Source organism: Lysinibacillus sp. NPDC097868, from assembly GCF_044761135.1.
Lineage (GTDB): Bacteria > Bacillota > Bacilli > Bacillales_A > Planococcaceae > Lysinibacillus.
In genome coordinates this window covers 121854-140358 of sequence record NZ_JBIWBS010000006.1, presented here as the reverse complement: position 1 = coordinate 140358, position 18505 = coordinate 121854, and the positions used below count along the sequence as shown (strand labels likewise).

16 protein-coding genes are annotated in these 18505 nt (G+C 38.4%); all 16 read right to left on the bottom strand.

Annotation, left to right across the window (positions count from 1 at the left end; genetic code table 11):
- Positions 1-135: 135 nt before the first annotated feature.
- On the bottom strand, positions 136-1176 hold the full coding sequence (locus ACIQXJ_RS22260) for a toxic anion resistance protein (protein WP_403057782.1): 1041 nt from the start codon (positions 1174-1176) through the stop codon (positions 136-138).
- A gap of 22 nt (positions 1177-1198) precedes the next feature.
- Positions 1199-2830 carry a YceG family protein gene (locus tag ACIQXJ_RS22255; RefSeq protein ID WP_403057779.1) on the bottom strand — a complete coding sequence of 544 codons (1632 nt, stop codon included), beginning with the start codon at positions 2828-2830 and terminating at the stop codon, positions 1199-1201.
- A 20-nt stretch (positions 2831-2850) separates the two neighbouring features.
- Positions 2851-3669 (bottom strand): HAD family hydrolase, encoded by an 819-nt coding sequence (locus tag ACIQXJ_RS22250; protein WP_403057776.1) that lies wholly within the window; start codon positions 3667-3669, stop codon positions 2851-2853.
- A gap of 12 nt (positions 3670-3681) precedes the next feature.
- Positions 3682-4782 (bottom strand): cysteine protease StiP family protein, encoded by a 1101-nt coding sequence (locus ACIQXJ_RS22245; RefSeq protein WP_403057773.1) that lies wholly within the window; start codon positions 4780-4782, stop codon positions 3682-3684.
- Entirely contained in the window at positions 4782-6143 is a 1362-nt protein-coding gene (locus ACIQXJ_RS22240) for a phosphoribosyltransferase family protein (protein WP_403057770.1), read from the bottom strand. The genes ACIQXJ_RS22245 and ACIQXJ_RS22240 overlap by 1 nt, the downstream gene beginning before the upstream one ends.
- On the bottom strand, positions 6100-7314 hold the full coding sequence (locus ACIQXJ_RS22235; protein WP_403057767.1) for an HpcH/HpaI aldolase/citrate lyase family protein: 1215 nt from the start codon (positions 7312-7314) through the stop codon (positions 6100-6102). Before ACIQXJ_RS22235 ends, ACIQXJ_RS22240 begins: the two co-directional genes overlap by 44 nt.
- 150 nt (positions 7315-7464) lie before the next feature.
- On the bottom strand, positions 7465-8040 hold the full coding sequence (locus ACIQXJ_RS22230; protein WP_340822364.1) for a TerD family protein: 576 nt from the start codon (positions 8038-8040) through the stop codon (positions 7465-7467).
- A gap of 37 nt (positions 8041-8077) precedes the next feature.
- Positions 8078-8659 (bottom strand): TerD family protein, encoded by a 582-nt coding sequence (locus tag ACIQXJ_RS22225; RefSeq protein WP_403057764.1) that lies wholly within the window; start codon positions 8657-8659, stop codon positions 8078-8080.
- Between the two features lie 24 nt (positions 8660-8683).
- Positions 8684-9298 carry a TerD family protein gene (locus tag ACIQXJ_RS22220; RefSeq protein ID WP_340822361.1) on the bottom strand — a complete coding sequence of 205 codons (615 nt, stop codon included), beginning with the start codon at positions 9296-9298 and terminating at the stop codon, positions 8684-8686.
- Between the two features lie 258 nt (positions 9299-9556).
- Positions 9557-10450, bottom strand: a complete 894-nt coding sequence (gene nikC, locus ACIQXJ_RS22215) for a nickel transporter permease (protein ID WP_403057761.1) — start codon at positions 10448-10450, stop codon at positions 9557-9559.
- Positions 10451-10465: 15 nt separating this feature from the next.
- Entirely contained in the window at positions 10466-11470 is a 1005-nt protein-coding gene (locus ACIQXJ_RS22210) for an ABC transporter permease (RefSeq protein WP_340822358.1), read from the bottom strand.
- Positions 11471-11718: 248 nt separating this feature from the next.
- Complete coding sequence (locus tag ACIQXJ_RS22205; protein WP_403057758.1) at positions 11719-13335, bottom strand: ABC transporter substrate-binding protein; 1617 nt, start codon at positions 13333-13335, stop codon at positions 11719-11721.
- Positions 13336-13366: 31 nt separating this feature from the next.
- Entirely contained in the window at positions 13367-14347 is a 981-nt protein-coding gene (locus tag ACIQXJ_RS22200; RefSeq protein WP_403057755.1) for an ABC transporter ATP-binding protein, read from the bottom strand.
- Positions 14322-15335 (bottom strand): ABC transporter ATP-binding protein, encoded by a 1014-nt coding sequence (locus ACIQXJ_RS22195; RefSeq protein WP_403057752.1) that lies wholly within the window; start codon positions 15333-15335, stop codon positions 14322-14324. The genes ACIQXJ_RS22200 and ACIQXJ_RS22195 overlap by 26 nt, the downstream gene beginning before the upstream one ends.
- Before the next feature lie 559 nt (positions 15336-15894).
- Positions 15895-17640, bottom strand: coding sequence for an ABC transporter ATP-binding protein (locus ACIQXJ_RS22190; protein ID WP_403057749.1), 1746 nt, complete (start codon positions 17638-17640; stop codon positions 15895-15897).
- A 227-nt stretch (positions 17641-17867) separates the two neighbouring features.
- Entirely contained in the window at positions 17868-18419 is a 552-nt protein-coding gene (ntdP, locus tag ACIQXJ_RS22185) for a nucleoside tri-diphosphate phosphatase (protein ID WP_340822352.1), read from the bottom strand.
- Positions 18420-18505 lie beyond the last annotated feature (86 nt).

Here is an 18505-nt window from a genome sequence, read left to right as displayed (position 1 = left end):
ATGTGTTTCTTTCAAACTAATTTGCCACTCAATTGATAAGGCTTCGCAAAGAAATAGGCGTGTGAAACCTGCAAATGAAGGCCAAAAGACAAAACAAACGTTTGAAGCTGACACCTTAATATGGTGTCAGCTTTTTTAGGCTTCACTATTTAATGCCATTAGTTGTTGCTCTATTTGTTGACGCTTAGTTGCTTGTTCAGCTCGTATTTGACGATAGCTTGCAATACCAGTAACGATTGTCTCCCACATTTCTTCGAGCGTCATTGTCGTCTCACTTTGTTGCGCATAGTCTACACTTTGCAAAACAGCATGACTATTTTCTTCACCAAATTGCTTCATGCGCTTTTGAAAAGCAGCTGCGGATTCTTGATGTAGCTGTTGCCGCTTTTCATTCACCGCATTCATAATACCTAATTTAAAAATGGGAATTGTCGTGACAAATGCTCCGTTTATTTGCTCCATTAACTCACTATTGCCATTGCGTAGCATATCCATTTGTGTTGCCCCTAAAATTGCTACCAAACGCGATTTTTCAAGCTCATCAATTTTTTGTGCAAGTGTTTCCGCAATTGCTTGTAACGTTGTAAGCTCCATTTTAGCTATTTGATTACCTGCTTCACTTTGCTTTTCATACATTGGGATTAACGTTGTCTTTATCTCATCTAGTTTCATTTCAGCGGCAACGATATATTTTTCAAGCTCCATATAATAAGACAAATTTTCGTTATATAAACGAGCTAGCATACGATTATCATTCGCCAATGCTTCTTCCATTAGGACAAATTGATAATGAACTTTTTCAATATCTCTACCAAGAATATTATATTTAGCATACAAATCTTCCTTATTTTTCGGTGCTCGTTTAAACAATCTCCCCAAAAACCCTGGTTGCTCAATGACTTCTTTTTTATCAAACTTAGACATTAGGGCTTCAAGCTGTTTTAATAATTCGTTAGATTCATTTACTTTTGAATGGGCTATCGTTTTTAAAATTTGGTCTGAGAAACGAGAAAGCTTAACTGCTGGTTCCTTACCGAGCTCCGTTAATTCAAGTCTATTTTTTATATTGATATGATTTGCAATATGCTGTACTTCTGGACTTTGACATAGCTGTTGTTTTGTTTGGTCTGCAGTTTCAGATGTCAATTGTTCAAGGACAATAACTTTTTTTGACATCGTGTTCCTCCTTTCCAAGCCGTCAGAAGAAACGGTTAAATAATTTTTTAATCATTTTATCAGGCTTTGACTTTTGTTGCTTTGGCTCTTCAAATTGTAAGTCAAACACCATATGCTCTAAACGATGTCCATCAAACGTATCCTCTAGCAAATGTTTTTCTAAATCAAGCTTTCCTGTTGGATTGTAAAAAATAATATCCACGCCAAAACGATTTAAAAATGCTAATAGAGCAATATCTTCTCGTGATAATGACGGCTGCTGTGGAGCTTGATAGAGCACCACCTTTGGAACTTCCTGAGCATAATCAAAACTTTGTAATAGGCGCAATATGTCCTTTGGAATCATCGTCATTTGTTTAAATATAAATAATTGCAATTCGTACTGTGACTCATTTGGCTGCAGTTTCAGCATAGGCTGTTCACAGGACGTTTTAATTGTATGAGCAATTGCTGATTGTAGCTCCAATGTCAAATCATCATATTGCCACCAATCACTTTGCATAATCCGCTCCGTAGATAGTTCACCATTCACTAAACAATGCTTATAGTGAAAATGAAAATTAGCTCTACTCGTTTTAGCATATGGAAACGCCTGCACAAATACAGCTTGTGGGCTAGCAAGCAATTGATGCATATACCCCCAATATTCTTCACGGCTACTAGATACACCACTAATTTTCGCGAAAATTACAGGAATGATTACTTCATCCCTAAGCACCTCAAATTTCGGGCGAACCATCGCCTTTTCATTGGCATAAATAAAAATATCATCATATGTCATACGTAGTGTTAGTGAATGCGGCAAATGATCTTTAAATTGCCATGGTCGATAAACACCAGAATGCTGGTCATGCATTAAGTGTTCAAAATGTTGGCTAGAGCTATAGCCAACTGTAGCTTGACGATCACGTAATTTATCAGGGAATGGCTGTAACGCTGTTTGACTTACATAGGAGTGCGTAACAGAAAATGCATCTGTTGGATCCACAGTAGCAAATTCATCAATCGCCGTGGGATGGAATATTAACACATCACAGCCAAGCTCCATTAATAATAGAAGAAAATAGCGCTGACTAATTGTTGTTTCACCATACCAAACGACCTTCGGGAAATCATCTGTTGGTTTCATTGCTTTTGCCCACTGAATCCAATGGTTTTTTAGCCACTTCACCATATCAATTAAAAAGCGTCGAAAGTCATTCGCTAATAATCCAAGTGATTGCTGATCTCTAAAGCGCTCCACTACTCGCATCGTCACTAGTTGTAAATGACGATTCATCGAAGGATCATCATGCTTAGGAATAAGTTGATGCCCATACATCATGGCAATCAGTCGATTAATCGACAAGCCTTTAGGGGATTGCTGATGTTGCTCTAAAATCGTTTGCAATGCCTGAAAATCCTTTTGCTCAATATGTTTGTTTAATACTTCGCTTAAAATATGGACATTTGGATTTTGTGACATTGTATATAAGGAATTAAAATAATCGTCTTCTTCTATCGGGACACCCAATATACGTACAGCAATACGACTAAAACGTACGTGTTGTGCTGTCACCTCGTAAACTGTTCGCGCGTTAGCTGCATCTTGGAAGGCTTGTAGCCAATCATAAGAATCTCTTTCTAATACCGATTCAATTGTGACTGTTTGCATACAAGCATCACCTCCTTACATCATACTTCCACAATCGGTTGCTTGGCAGCCAATTGTAAAACATCTTCCAATAAATATTTTGTAAATGCTTCACCGCTATGAGCCGAATAAATTGTGTTCTTTAGTATTTGAGATTGTTTGTCTTTTAAGTCACCGTGGTATGGCGTATAACCTCTATCAGCCAAAGCAAGCATTCCATAATCCATTATGGAATCACCCGCTGCCAAGTGCATATTATATGTACAATGCTCCTTCAAATACGAAATTGCGGCTTCTTTCGTAAGCGCCTTTGGCATAAAGTACAATTTTCGTCCTTGCAGCAGTACATGCCAACCATGTACTGCAAAGTCTTGAATTATTGCCTGCACTTCATCCTGCTGCAAAATATTACAATCCACATAATGAACATAAAATAGCTCATCAACATAGAACGATTGTTGAAGCCAATAATCTGATTTTATGCTATTAAATTGGCGTACCAAATCTGCTTGAGGAATTGAGGAATCTTCAATTCTTTTGCGTAAAATTTTGGACCATTCCATATTAGGGCGTCCTTGTTCTATTATTGTACCCCCATTACTCGTAATTGCAAAAGTAGGACGCAGCTCTTTTATTACATGTATTCGTTCATACTGATGTATTGCACGTGTTGTAACAGGAACGAATAATGTTTGTTGGTGGACTTGTTGCAATAATGACATCGTTACTTCAGTCATCATACTAAGTACTTCTCCATCTTTTCGTTCAGCTGTAATTGGAGCTGTATTTGGTGGATACTTATCCATCATGCGCTGGGAGTAAATAAGCGTACGATCTAAATCAGATGTAAAAAGTAGCATGTCTTCTCTCCTCTATACTTCTTTTATTAAGCCACAGCATGCATAGGACATTTGAGGATATTCTTCAATTTCCACATTTTTTTCCTTGGCTAATAGTAAAATGTGCGCTAATTCATGCACATATTTAGGGTTAATTAAAATTTTCCAAGGGACTCTGCGAAGTAATACCCGTGTTGTTTCCCCAACTCCTGGCTTCACAAAGTTACTATTTGTTATGCCATAATGTTGTTGAATAGCAACAACGGTTTCCAACCCTTGCCATGTAATTGTAGATGGTTTTCGTTCACGAAGCTGATGCTCCACATCGTTCTCTACTTGTAAAAAATACGCGCTAATACGGTCAATATATACATTGGAGACATCTGCCTCTTGTAGTTCTTTATAAAATTTTGCCCCGTGAAAATCATTTACATCCATGAACTGTGCATTCCATACTGTTCGGCTAACTAAGCCCGAAACAGTTGAATTTAAACATGCAGATGGTATTAAAAAATCAGTACGTGTACCATAGATTGCTGCACAATGTCCTGGATCAGCAAGCACTGCTAATGTCGCATCCAGTTGTTTATTGTTTTGCTCATTAAAACTTTCACACGCTTGTTGTAATTCTCTCGTAATCGCGCCTTTCCCTGTCCAACCATCAATAAATTGAATTTGTGCAAGTGGGTGCTGAGTAAATATGTATTTGATAGCGTAGTCATCAATACCCCGACCCCGGAGAATCGAAATAGTATAGTGAGGAACGTTCACGTTATAATGCATTTTTATATAACGCTTAATTAAAATACCAATAGGCGTTCCTGCTCTCGCTAAACTAACAAGCACTAAATGTTCTAAACCACGGCGCTCTACAATTTGTTGAGCCACCAATCCAACAGCAAGCCCAATACGTTGTGCATAATCATCTAGCGTTCGATAAAACAGGTTCATATATGCTTCAGAAGGAAGATACTCTACTGGCAACATTTCTGAATAGTGGGTACCCGATTGAATAAGTCGTTCACGCTGTTCATTATCTATTTCTAAGTTAACGTTACTAATATCTCGTAGTAAAAAGACAACATCTTCAGATGAATAGCTTCCCATTTTATCTGGTTGCTTCATTTCATGCATTATTCAGTCCCCCATTCGTGCATACAAATCACATAAATATTTGCGTTACTCACAGATTTCAATGCATGTACTGCCCTTGCCACTACCTCTTCATTGGCTATACGTTCTACGACTAAAAAAAGTTCCGAATATGAATGGCTATGTAAGTTGTATAAGTAATTTTCAACACCATTATTTTCTGGACTTTCAAAAGCAATTTTTTCTGTTATTGTATAGGATGGATTATTTGCACAATAAATTGGGCTACGTGTCGTCGATTGGAAATAAACTTCCTCTCCTAAACAAGTCGCTATTTGCATAGGCACGTACATAAACTCCCCTGTACCGATGACTAGTGCTGGTCCACCTGTACGAAGTTCTCGTAACTGGTCCGCGATAGTTTGATACACCTTCTTTTGTGCAGCATGTTGCTCAGTCGTTAACATTAATCGACCTGTTGCTAACATATAAGGTGCTCTATTTTTCACACCATTTTCTGCTATAGAATAGTAATGTTTCTGTTCAACTACCTCGCTCACCGAAAGCAACTTCATTTCTGTTGTTGCTTGAGATGTACTTTGCACCTGATAATTTGTTAAAAGTGGTGTGCCATCACAAATAAATTGCCCACTCATAATCGATACAAAATCAATCGTTACCCCCCACCTAGCTTCTAGCTCCGCAAACATCGCTTGTTGCGGGGGCGAACGCCAATCTAAAATCGATAAAACCGAATAACGCTCAACAGTAGGGAACTTTTGGCGCAGTGTTTCAATAATGTTAACCACTGTATTTCCTGTTGTAATTTCATCGTCAATGAGCACAATTTGTTTTGCCTGTAGCAGTTTTTCAGGTTGCTCGCAGTACACGCGATGACTCGTCGCGTGCGAATGTTCTTCTTCGAAAGTGACAAACGGTTCGAGCTCTGGTAGTAGTTCTCGCGTCGTATGGACATAAGTTGCATTGGACTTAAAAGCATTGAAAACAGCATGACCAAGAGCTGTTGCCGTTTCAGCAAAGCCGATAAATAAAACTTCCTCTGCTAGTTCCAGTCTCTGCTCCTCTACTTGCTGTAAAATCCCTTGCATATTTTGCTGATTTTTTATCGCCTGTACAACTGGCTGTAATAACAAACAATCATGACCAACCAATTTTTCATGATACATCATTGCTAATAATGCGCCTGTCAAAATCGGCACCTGTGGACGAACTGCTAAATGTTTACCAAGGACGGTACTCACAAATAAAAACTGTCTCTTTTTGTTAATACGTGTCGCCATTTTGAATAAATCCGTCATCGCAAAATCATAATGGTTTTGGGTAATCTCAATATCAATTTTATAATCTTGAATAATGTTCATCTTGTTGTTGAGCTTTGTCATCCGTACTTCCTCCTACACTTGCATTCAATAAGAGAGAGGCAAAATCTGCAGATTCATTGTATACACCATATATATGTGCTTGGCGTAAAACTTTCTGTGCCCATCTCATATGTGGCTTCATTTCATTCATTTTATTGGCATAATGGCTTTTTAAAACACCCTTTTGCCCTTCATTATCAATAATACTAGTGGCATCTACATATTCCTCATAAGAAACAACATAAAGTGCATGTACAATTCGAATATGACTTGGATGTATTATTGTTTTACCTAAAATGCCATTTTGTCTGTCTAAAATTACTTCCTTCATCAAGCCATCCAAATAATCATCAAGTAGTGCCTTACGTGCATATAAAGCTCCCTTTTCACTGAATGGTGTTGCTCTTAGCGTTGGCTTTAATACCCGTTCATTGCTGAAATACTCCCATACTGGTCCCGAGATAACAAAGTCATCTTCTTCACGACCTAGTACATTGACAATATCTGCAATACAATCTCGAATAACGGCTATATCATAAATTGTTGAGTCTACTCGACGACGAATTCCATAAATTCCGCAAAAATCCGTAGCACCGATACGTACGTTAAGTACACGTTTTCTATATTGACGCAGCACGTCTCGTATCGCAAATAAAGCTTCCATTCGAGACTCCTTATATAAAATGTCTCGGCTTTCTAAAATAGGCATTCCATATAGCGTTAGCTGATGCTGTTCAATCGTTTGCTCAAGTATTTCAAAATAGGTAGCTCCTTGTATCGCTGTGAACTTAGGAAATACATAGCCCGTAAGCACTTCCTGTCGCTTTCCTAATACAGACGTCAAAACTCTAAATTGCTCAACACTCCGCACACGAATAAATAGAAGCGGCAAATCTTCAAGCAAAATTTCGTTATGGACATAAAGTGTGTAGAGTGCACTTATATCCTCTATTATTTTTTCTTCACAGCTCGTTAACTCTGCATCTCCAACCGCATCCTCTAAATCTATAACAAACGACTTTAAATCTTGATATTTTTGTGATTGTACCATTTCAATAATGTTAGGCATAGATGCAGGCATATATAGCGTTGCACCTAATGCATACGATAAAATATCTGGTGAATCTAGTTTAGTAAATGTGCGTGGTTGTTGATAAAAAATCGTCTCCGCTTCAGTTGCAAAATATTGCATCCAATTCTCTCCCTCATCAAAGAATGACCTTTGTAAAAAAGACACTGCATCAACCTGTTTATACAGACTAATACAGTGCCTTCCGTTAAGTTCATCATGATTTAAATTAATGCCTACTAGTGGCCACTATAGATATACTTCGTACTTTAATTACTCTAGACCATAAGCATTGATTAATGAAGCGAGCCCACCTTGATAGCCAGAGCCAACAGCGGCAAATTTCCATTCGCCATTATGACGGTACAGCTCACAAAATACGACCGCGGTTTCAATACTGAAATCTTCTGCTAAATCATAGCGAAGAACTTCAGAACCAGATTCTTCGTTCGATAAACGAACATATGCATTTAATACTTGTCCGAAATTTTGACGGCGACCTTCAGCATCGTAAATTGTCACTGTTACAACAATCTTTTCAATTTGAGGGGATACTTGCTTTAAATTCACAAGAATTTTTTCATCGTCTCCATCACCTAAACCAGTACGGTTATCACCCATATGCTGTACCGATTTATCGGGACTTGTTAGATTATTATAGAAAATAAAGTCTTGTTCATTACGGCATTTCCCCGATGCATCCAATAAAAACACTGATGCATCTAAGTCAAAGTCACTTCCTCCATCGAATTGTTTAACATCCCAGCCTAAACCAATACCTACATTATTTAAGCCTGGATCCTGTTTCATTAAATCAATGCGTTGTCCTTTACTTAACTGAATACCCATTAGAAAAAAACTCCCTTTCTCGTGTAAAGTTAAAACGTTAGTTTACGCTTAAGCCATAATCATTACAAAGTGCAGCTAAACCGCCTTGGTATCCAGCACCAATCGCGTTAAATTTCCATTCACCATTGTGACGGTATAATTCTCCTACAACTACAGCTGTTTCAATACTAAAGTCTTCACCTAAGTCATAGCGAACGATTTCTTCATTCGTAGCGGCATTTACTATGCGGATAAATGCGTTAGACACCATACCAAAGTTTTGGCTACGTGCTTCTGCCTCATGGATTGTAACAGTGAAAGCTAAGCGTTGCACATGTGCAGGTACTTCTTTTAACGCAACTTTAACGATTTCGTCATCCCCTTCGCCAACTCCTGTTAAGTTATCGCCAGAATGTTCAACAGAACCATTGCCACCAATAGTATTGTTGTAGAAGATGAAGTCATTTTGATCTGCTACTTTACCTGTATCAGCAAGTAAAAAAATCGATGAATCTAAATCAAAATCATGTCCACCATCGTATTTATTTGTGTCCCATCCTAAACCTACAATTACATTTGATAAGCCTGGGTTTGTTTTTGTTAAATCTACTTTTTGCCCTTTTTGTAATGAAATACCCATTTGTATTCCTCCTCAAATTTATATTTATTGATATCTTCGAACTACATCACCAAGTTTTACATCATTTGTTCCGTTACCAACAGCAGCAAATTTCCATTCGTTACCGTGACGATAAATTTCACCACACACTAGCGTCGTTAAATTCGAATAATTATCAGTTAAATTATAACGAATTAGTTCATTACCTGTCTTGTCATCGTACACGCGAATATACGCATTTTGAATCATACCGAAATGTTGATTACGTCCAGCTGCATCATAAATATTAACAACGAATACTAATTTATTATATTGAGCAGGTACTGCCCCTAGCTCAACTGTAATTACTTCATCATCACCATCACCAGCACCAGTTAAGTTATCACCAGAATGTACAACAGAGCCACATTTACTCGATAATTTCCCAAAGTAAACTACGTCATCTCCTGCAACTATACGATCATCCTGTAACATTAAAACTGAGGAATCACAGTCAACATCTCTGCCTGCTGTTCTACCACTAGAAAATAAGCCTCCTAAAAAGCCACCGCTTTTTGTTTGACTTACAGGGTCCCACCCTAAGCCTACTTTAATTTTATTTAAACCAGCATTGCCTTTTGTTAAATCTACACGCTGTCCCTTTTGTAAATTAATCCCCATTTTTAATGCCCTCCTTATTTGAATGCGCCTCTGCTAAAAAGTTGCTAACAGTATAAACATCGATATACTTTTTCTTATAATGAGCAGTAGCTGCGTCAATAAAGTATGTATGTCAGCATAAATTAAGTCTAAAATAATATTACATAAAATTCAAATAATGGCTCCAGGATGAAATTGTAAATTTATAGTTAGCTCATCTATTCGCCTTAACAGGTAAAAAAACCTTCTAGCTTTTTCAGTAGAAGGCTATTTTACATATTAACTTTTCATTTTCGGATCTAGCGCATCTCGTAAACCATCACCCATTAAATTAAAACCTAGTACCGTTAGCATAATTGCTAATCCCGGGAAAATCATCGTCCAAGGCGCTTTTAATAAGTAGATACGGGCATCAGCTAGCATTTTTCCCCATTCTGGTGCTGGTGCTTGAGCCCCTAAGCCTAGGAAGCCTAGTGCAGCTGCTTCAATAATCGCCGTCGCAATTGCTAATGTCCCCTGTACAATAATTGGCGTCATTGAGTTTGGTAAAATGTGAGAAAATAAAATACGGGAATCTCGCATCCCTATCGCTTTTGCTGCTACAATATATTCCTCTTCTTTTACACTTAACACTTTTGACCGAATTAACCGCCCAAAGTTAGGGACGTTAATAATGGCAATCGCAATTAAAGCATTTTGTAATGACGGCCCAAGTACAGCCACTACAGCGATTGCTAATAAAATGCTTGGAAATGCTAACATAATGTCAAAAATTCGAGAGATAATCGTATCAATCCATTTACCATAATACCCTGCAAGAATTCCAAGTGTACTTCCTACAACTACCGAAAGAATAACGGCAAAAAATCCAATCCTTAGCGAAATACGAGCACCATATATAATTCGAGAAAGAATATCCCGACCAAAGTCATCTGTTCCAAACCAATGGGCACTTGAAGGCGCCAATAATCGTTTTGATAAATCCTGTTCATTAATCCCCTGAGGAGCAATCAATGGACCAAATACAGCAAGTAGTATAAAAAATACTACTAACCCAGCACCAACTAGGGAGATTTTGCTTTTTTTAAAGCTTCGCCAGCCTTCTCTCCAAGGACCTGCCGCCCGCTCTCGACTTGCTATTGCTTCTTTTTTAATATCTATCGCACCAGTCATTATCGCATCTCCCTCCTATTTGTATTTAATGCGTGGATCTATCACTGTATAAAGTAGATCGACAATTAAATTGATCATGATGAAAATAAACGCAACGATTAAAATCCCCGATTGGATAACTGGATAATCACGGAAGCCAATGGCATCATAAATATAACGACCAATGCCTGGCCAACTGAAAATCGTTTCTGTTAAAATGGCGCCACCAAGTAACAGTCCTGTTTGTAAACCAATTACTGTTAATACCGGAATAACGGCATTTTTCAATGCATGTTTATAAACGACGATAAACATTTTTTGTCCTTTTGCTCTAGCTGTACGAACATAATCAGAGCGCATGACCTCAAGCATAGACGATCGGGTAATCCTTGCAATTATCGCCATCGGAATTGTCGCAAGTGCCACCCCTGGTAACACTAATCGCTTTATAACTTCCGTAAACTGATCAAATCTCCCTTGAATGAGCGTATCGAGCAAATAAAAATGCGTAATGGCGGTTATTGGGTCACGGACATTATCACGTCCAGATGTTGGGAACCAGCCAAGGTTAATGCTAAACGCCCATTGTTCCATCAATCCTAGCCAAAAGACTGGCACAGATACCCCAATTAGAGCAATAACCATTGCTAAATAATCAAACCATGAATTTTGGAACCACGCTGAAATAATACCTGCATTGACACCAACAATAATTGCGATAATCATTGCAAAGATAGCTAATTCTGCTGTTGCCGCTAAATAAGGAAAAATTTCTTGTGAAACAGGTAACTTCGTACGCAATGAAACGCCTAAATCGCCCTGAAAAATACCACCTAAATAGCCAAAATATTGTGTGTACCACGGCTTGTCTAATCCTAAACTTGCGTTTAATGCCTCAACCGCCTCTTTCGTCGCCTGCTGACCTAAAATCACTTGCGCGGGGTTACCAGGAATTAAACGAATTAACATAAAGACGATAAAAGTCATTCCAAGCAAAACTGGGATTAATTGAAATAAACGTCTTCCCATATAGTGAAGCATCTTCTTCACCTCTCTGTAATTTTCTAATTATACTTTTGCTACGAAAAGCATTGAAGTCAATACACATACTGTAGAAAGGGACAGCCTTCAACAAACGATAGACGTTTAGATGGTTTGTCTTTCATACAGAAAAACGGGTTGCGACCAACATAGTCACAACCCGTTTTTACAACGCTAGACAAAGTCCAAAGCTGTAAAAATCTTGTTACGTCACTATGAGTAAGCGACAATTTTCATTTCTCTATTGTCTAATTCATATCTACTGCTTCTAAACGGTCAGAACCTGTTGGATGTGCATGGTAATTTGTAACTTTTGTACTTGCAGCTAAAATAGGAATTGAGTGTGCAAGTGGAACCCATGGAGCATCCTCAGAAATAATTGCTTGTGCTTGTTTGTAAAGCTCAATACGTTTGTCTTCGTTCACTTCTGTTTGTGCAGCAACAAATAATTTGTGTAACTCTTGGTTGTCATAGAACGTGTAGTTGTTTGAGCCGATATTATCAGCGTCTAATAATGTGTAAAGGAAGTTATCAGCATCGCCGTTATCACCAGTCCAACCAAGTAAGAACGCATCCGCCTCACCATTTTGAGCTTTTTCTAAATACGTAGCCCATTCGAATGAAACAATTTTAGATGGAATACCTACATCAGCTAAATTCTTTTGAATTGCTTCTGCAATTTTTTGACCATCTGGCATGTATGGACGTGGTACTGGCATTGCCCATAGCTCAATTTCTTTACCGTCATAGCCTGCTTCTTTCAGTAAAGCTTTTGCTTTTTCAGGATCATATGCATAGCCTGTAATGTCATCGTTGTAGCCAGCAATAACTGGTGGCATTGGGTTTTTCGCAGGCTGCGCTAACCCTTCATAGAAAGCATCTACTAATGCTTGCTTATCAATTGCATAGTTTACTGCTTGACGAACTTTTACATTATCAAATGGAGGGCGTGTTACTGTTAAACCAAGATAACCAACGTTCATAGAAGGACGTTCGATTAATTGTAAATCGCCATTTGTTTCGATTGATCCTTTATCAGATGGACTTAAACCATCGACAACATCTACCTCGCCATTATTTAAAGCATTTAAGCGCGCTGAGTTATCAGGAATCGAACGGAAAATTACTTTATCTAATTTCGGGAACCCTGCAATACGATAGTCAGGATTTTTCTCAATTGTAATAGAATCATTTCGTGTCCATTTTACAAATTTGAATGGACCTGTTCCAACTGGATTATCGATAAGTGCATCGTCATTCGCTTCGAATGCAGTTGGAGAAGCAATTGCGAATGGTGACATTGCTAAGTTTTTCAAGAATGGTGCTTGCGGCTGCTTCAGTTTAAATACAACTGTGTAATCGCCTTCTGCTGTAATTGCTTCAATTACTTGCTCACCGCCCATTGTAAATTGGGACATGAAGTACGGGAACTTATCAGCGCCAGCTTTCCAGCGCTCGAAATTTTTCACGACTGCCTCTGCATTAAAATCAGACCCATCGTGGAACTTTACGCCTTCTTCAAGTTGGAATGTATAAGTTAATCCATCATCTGAAGCTTCCCATGATTTTGCTAAACCTGGATGCAATGTAACATCTTCATCTCCAAAGTTAATAAGTGTTTCATAGAGATTCACTGTAACTTTAAAAGATTCACCTTCTGTTACTGTCGCTGGATCAAGTGCAGTAGAGTCCCCACCTCGACCATATACTAATGTTTTTTCGCTGCCGTTAGCTGAATCGCCGCCAGTAGACGTATCTTTTGAACCTGTATCCTTGCCATCAGAGCCACCACCACACGCAGCTAAGATTGTCGAGAGAACAAGGATTAGCATTACGCCTAATGACCAAAGCTTCTTTTTCTTCATTTATTTTCCCCCTAAAACTTTTTTATATCATTTAATGTTGAAGCGCATCATAAAGATGACAAGCAACATAATGACCCTGTTTCACTTCTTGCAGTTTCGGAACAACGCTTGAGCATTGTTCTTTCTTAAACGGACATCTTGTATGGAATGAACAGCCGCTTGGCGGATTGGATGCACTCGGAATATCTCCAGATATAATAAGCTGCTCACGTTCAAAAGTTGGATCAGGCACAGGAACCGAAGATAATAATGCCTGCGTATATGGGTGGAGCGGCTCTGCATATAAATTCTCACTATCTGTCAGCTCTACTAACTTGCCTAAATACATAACCCCGACACGATTACTAATATGTCGCACAACCCCTAAGTCATGTGAAATAAATATATAAGTAAGCTTTAATTCCTTTTGCAATGTTTGCATTAGATTTAAAACTTGAGCTTGAATTGATACGTCAAGCGCTGAAACAGGCTCGTCTGCAATAATTAGACGAGGATTGGTCATTAGCGCACGAGCAATTCCAATACGTTGTCTTTGTCCTCCACTAAATTGATGTGGATAGCGTTTTGCGTGATATTCATTTAAGCCAACGATTTCGAGAAGCTCTATTACTTTCTTTTTGCGTTCTTTCGAATTGCCCATACCATGAACAATGAGCGGTTCCTCTAAAATCTTGCCAATCGTATGGCGTGGATTTAACGAAGCATAGGGATCTTGGAAAATCATTTGGATATCCCTTCGCGCTTTCCGCATGTCATTGTTTGATAATGTAGAAATCATTTTGCCTCCAAATTCAATGTTGCCTGCTGTCGGTTCAAGTAAGCGCATTAATAGGCGACCTGTAGTTGACTTCCCACACCCCGATTCACCAACTATGCCTAATGTTTCCCCTTCAAAAACTTCAAAGGAAACATCATCCACAGCTTTCACATCCCCAACCTGCGTATTAAGGAATCCTTTCCGAATAGGAAAATACTTTTTTAAGCCATCAACCTTCAACAACACTTTCGACATAATGAACCACCTCCTGTTCTTCCAATAAAAAGCACCTTGCTTTATGCTGCGCTGTCGCTTCATATAAAGGTGGTGTTTCCTGTAGGCAACGCTCCATGGCAAATTCACAGCGTGCTGCAAATCGACAGCCGTCTTTAATCGTGCCTGGCTTTGGAACACTACCAGGTATCGAATAAAGACTATCTTTTTTATAACGCATATCTGGTACCGATTTAATGAGTCCTTGTGTATAAGGGTGCTTTGGCGTTTTAAAAATTTCCTGAATAGATGCTTCTTCAACAATTTGTCCTGCGTACATAACGATAACGCGTTCACAAGTTTCGGCTACAACACCTAAATCATGCGTAATTAATAAAACAGCGGTATTCATGCGCTTGTTCAAATCTTTCATTAGTTGCAAAATTTGAGCTTGAATCGTCACATCTAGCGCTGTTGTAGGCTCGTCGGCAATCAGTACCTTCGGATCGCAGACAAGTGCCATGGCAATCATTACGCGTTGTCGCATCCCACCTGATAATTGATGAGGATAATCCTTTAATAGTTCCTCCGCACGAGGTAACCCTACTAGTTTCATAATTTCTACTGCTCGTGCAAAAGCCTTCTTTTTAGACCACTTAGGATTATGAATTAAAATAGCCTCTTTCAATTGATCCCCAATAGTAAACAAAGGATTTAAGGAAGTCATCGGCTCTTGAAAAATCATCGCCACATCTTTCCCACGCACTTTTTGCATTTGCTTATCAGTTAATTTAGCTAAATCTTTGCCATCTAACAGTACTTGTCCACCTGTGATTTTCCCAGGTGGTGAGGGTATCAATCCCATAATGGACAAAGATGTTACGCTTTTGCCACTGCCCGATTCCCCAACAATCCCCAAAATTTCCCCTTCATGGACCGAAAAATCAATATCGTCAACGGCAGGAATCTGTCCATCATCTGTGAAAAAGGTTGTTTTTAAACCTTTAATCTCTAACAGCTTTTTCCGCATGTTCAACCGCCCCATCCTACCAATATTTTTAAAAATTACAAATTTATAGTTTATTATATACTAACTATCAATAAATTCTCTATTTTCAGATAATTCTAACTAAATTTCCCCTCTCTTTCAATCATTTTTTTTCTACCAATAGCATATAATTTCTACATTTTTCGTCTCACATATAAAAATTTCGTATTTTAACGATATTTTTCTACAAAAATAGCTTCCATTTAACTTGGAAGAATAAAAGAAGCCGTTGATTGCTGAAATAAGCACTTGCTTACAAAAAAGCCTTTCATTCAACTAGGAATGAAAGGCTCACAATATACAAGTGCCAGGCACTCAAACAATTTACCATTTTATTTCTTGCCAAGAAAAACACCACGCAGAATACACGCTATGTAAGTCGCAACAAACCGCGCATTAACGAGGGTTGCGGCTTACTCTGTGCCTGCGACAGTGCCAGGCACTCAAACAATTAGCTCGACTCTTGCGAGGACAAGTGTGCGACTGAAGACCCCGCAAAAAAGCGAGCAACCCGTAACGGAAATTAACGATCTTTCTATACTCAATCTAAGTGTTGCACTTGGAATAAATTAAAGTATGTGCCTTGCTCCTTCATTAATTGCTCATGATTCCCTTTTTCAATTAGTTGTCCATGATCAATAACAAAAATATTATCAGCATGTGTAATAGTAGAAAGTCGGTGCGCAATAATAATAGTTGTTCGGTCATGCACTAAGGCATCGAGCGATTCTTGAATGAGCGCTTCACTTTCTAAGTCTAGTGCTGATGTTGCTTCATCTAAAATTAAAATGGGTGGGTTTTTTAAAAATACGCGGGCAATGGCAACACGCTGCTTTTGTCCACCCGATAATTTTACACCTCGCTCGCCAACCTTCGTGTTATAGCCATTTGGCAAGCCCATAATAAAGTCATGCGCATTAGCCGCTTTTGCAGCAGCAATTACTTCTTCCTCTGACGCTTCAGGTTTGCCCATCAGTATATTTTCTTTTACTGAATCACTAAACAAAATATTATCCTGTAGCACGATTCCAATTTGAGAGCGTAATGAATGGATTGTGACGTCCTTCACATCATGTCCATCTACATATACCGCTCCATCTGACGTATCATAAAAGCGTGGAATTAAGCTAATAATGGTAGATTTCCCACCGCCGCTCATCCCTACAAATGCAACCGTCTCCCCTGGATTTATGGTGAAATTCATATTTTTTAAAATTTGCGAACCATCCGCTTCATATTGAAAACCGACATTCTCAAATCGCACCTCACCTGTTGCAGGCGATAGTGGTAGTGCATTTTTTTTATTTTTCACTTCATAAGGCTCGTCTATTAGTTCAAACATACGATCCATCGAGGCAATTGATTGTGTTAGCGTTGTAGAAGAACTTACTAATCGGCGAAGTGGTCCGTAAAGACGTTCAATATAAGCGATAAAAGCAACCATTGTTCCGAGCGTTAACTGCCCATTTATTACTTGATAGCCTGCATAAGCAATAACAAGTAATGGTGCTACGTCTGTAATCGTATTGACGACCGCAAAGGATTTAGCGTTCCATTTTGTTTGATCTAGTGCTTTTTCTAAAAACTCGCCATTCGCTTCATTGAATAATTTTTGCTCATGCTTTTCGAGCGTAAAGCTTTTAATAATACTCATGCCAGCTACTCGTTCATGAAGATAACTTTGGACACCTGCAAGCGCCTGCGAACGTTTGCGTGTTAAGGTTCGCAGTTTACCGAAGAAGAACTTTACACTAATTGCATAGAACGGAAATGCAATTAGTGCAACAAGCGTTAGTTTGACATCCATAGCTAACATAATAAAGACGGCAATAACGATTGTTGCTAAGTCCAGCCAAACATTCATCAAACCTGTCATAACAAAGTTCTTCGTTTGCTCCACATCATTAATTACACGTGAAATTACCTCACCAGCTCTTGTATTGGCATAATACTTTAAGCTTAGGCGCTGTAAATGCGCATAAATCTCTTTGCGGATATCAAAAAGAACCTTGTTACTCACATGCTGTGCAAAATATTGACGGTAGTATTCTATTGGTGGTCGTATTACAAAGAACACAATAATTGTACCGCCTAGCCAGTAAAACAATTCTTTTGTTTTTTCTGTATCCGTCAAATCCTCCGCACCAATAATATCATCAAGTACTATTTTTATGAGCAGTGGAATGAATAACGGGATTGCAAATTTCACTATACCGATTAAAACCGTTAAAATAATTTCCCATGTGTATGGTTTTACAAAACGCATATAACGCTTTATACTACTCATTTTTCATCACTTCCTTATTAGAAAACCTCATTCCTATGTGGCTTTCTATACATTAAAAAAAGAAACAGACATTCTATTACGAATGCCCTTACGTATTATAGCAATATTTAGCATGAAGTACAGTTAGTTGACCTTTAATGCTAACTATTTTTGATTTGCATCAATTGTTCTATTTATAAAATACCCCTTAAATGCAAAAAAACACCCATTAGTTTAACTAATAGGTGTTACTGACAATCATCTGCTTGCATATCGAGCTGAAACTTATAACGACTTGTCCACGCATCGATAAAATCAGGTGCAAAGGGTCCTCTTTTTTGTTGTATCCAGCTAATTAATTTTTCGACATTACGCTTTAAAATTTTATCGATGACATCTGGGTAAGACATTTCCTGGCGATGCTGTTCATATTCATCTTCATCTAAAAGGGTATACGACATATCTGGAAAAACCTTAATATCTAAATCGTAGTCAATGTATTTAATGGCATTATTATCGAAAACAAATGGTGAGCTTAGATTACAATAATAATACACACCGTCTTCACGCAGCATGCAGATGATGTTAAACCAGTGCTCCGCATGGAAATAACAAATAGAAGGCTCTCTCGTTAGCCACGTTCGACCATCGGATTCTGTCACAAGTGTTCGTTCATTCGCACCGATTATAATGTTTTTAGTTCCTTTTAAAACCATTGTTTCTTGCCAAACACGGTGGATGCGGCCATTGTGCTTATAACTATGTATTTGTATCGTTTCTCCTTCTACCGGTATTGCCATTTTTGAAGCCCACCTTTTCGTCTATGCTACCTAAATCTAGCAGTCTCTAGTATATTATAGCAATCTGTACGCGAAAGGTGTAGTTG

Bases quoted from the DNA above. Each gene is read 5' to 3' on its own strand.
- ACIQXJ_RS22260 (WP_403057782.1), bottom strand. From the start codon at position 1,176: ATGTCAAAAAAAGTTATTGTCCTTGAACAATTGACATCTGAAACTGCA.
- ACIQXJ_RS22255 (WP_403057779.1), bottom strand. From the start codon at position 2,830: ATGCAAACAGTCACAATTGAATCGGTATTAGAAAGAGATTCTTATGAT.
- ACIQXJ_RS22250 (WP_403057776.1), bottom strand. From the start codon at position 3,669: ATGCTACTTTTTACATCTGATTTAGATCGTACGCTTATTTACTCCCAG.
- ACIQXJ_RS22245 (WP_403057773.1), bottom strand. From the start codon at position 4,782: ATGCATGAAATGAAGCAACCAGATAAAATGGGAAGCTATTCATCTGAA.
- ACIQXJ_RS22240 (WP_403057770.1), bottom strand. From the start codon at position 6,143: ATGACAAAGCTCAACAACAAGATGAACATTATTCAAGATTATAAAATT.
- ACIQXJ_RS22235 (WP_403057767.1), bottom strand. From the start codon at position 7,314: ATGCAATATTTTGCAACTGAAGCGGAGACGATTTTTTATCAACAACCA.
- ACIQXJ_RS22230 (WP_340822364.1), bottom strand. From the start codon at position 8,040: ATGGGTATTCAGTTAAGTAAAGGACAACGCATTGATTTAATGAAACAG.
- ACIQXJ_RS22225 (WP_403057764.1), bottom strand. From the start codon at position 8,659: ATGGGTATTTCATTACAAAAAGGGCAAAAAGTAGATTTAACAAAAACA.
- ACIQXJ_RS22220 (WP_340822361.1), bottom strand. From the start codon at position 9,298: ATGGGGATTAATTTACAAAAGGGACAGCGTGTAGATTTAACAAAAGGC.
- nikC (WP_403057761.1), bottom strand. From the start codon at position 10,450: ATGACTGGTGCGATAGATATTAAAAAAGAAGCAATAGCAAGTCGAGAG.
- ACIQXJ_RS22210 (WP_340822358.1), bottom strand. From the start codon at position 11,470: ATGCTTCACTATATGGGAAGACGTTTATTTCAATTAATCCCAGTTTTG.
- ACIQXJ_RS22205 (WP_403057758.1), bottom strand. From the start codon at position 13,335: ATGAAGAAAAAGAAGCTTTGGTCATTAGGCGTAATGCTAATCCTTGTT.
- ACIQXJ_RS22200 (WP_403057755.1), bottom strand. From the start codon at position 14,347: ATGTCGAAAGTGTTGTTGAAGGTTGATGGCTTAAAAAAGTATTTTCCT.
- ACIQXJ_RS22195 (WP_403057752.1), bottom strand. From the start codon at position 15,335: ATGCGGAAAAAGCTGTTAGAGATTAAAGGTTTAAAAACAACCTTTTTC.
- ACIQXJ_RS22190 (WP_403057749.1), bottom strand. From the start codon at position 17,640: ATGAGTAGTATAAAGCGTTATATGCGTTTTGTAAAACCATACACATGG.
- ntdP (WP_340822352.1), bottom strand. From the start codon at position 18,419: ATGGCAATACCGGTAGAAGGAGAAACGATACAAATACATAGTTATAAG.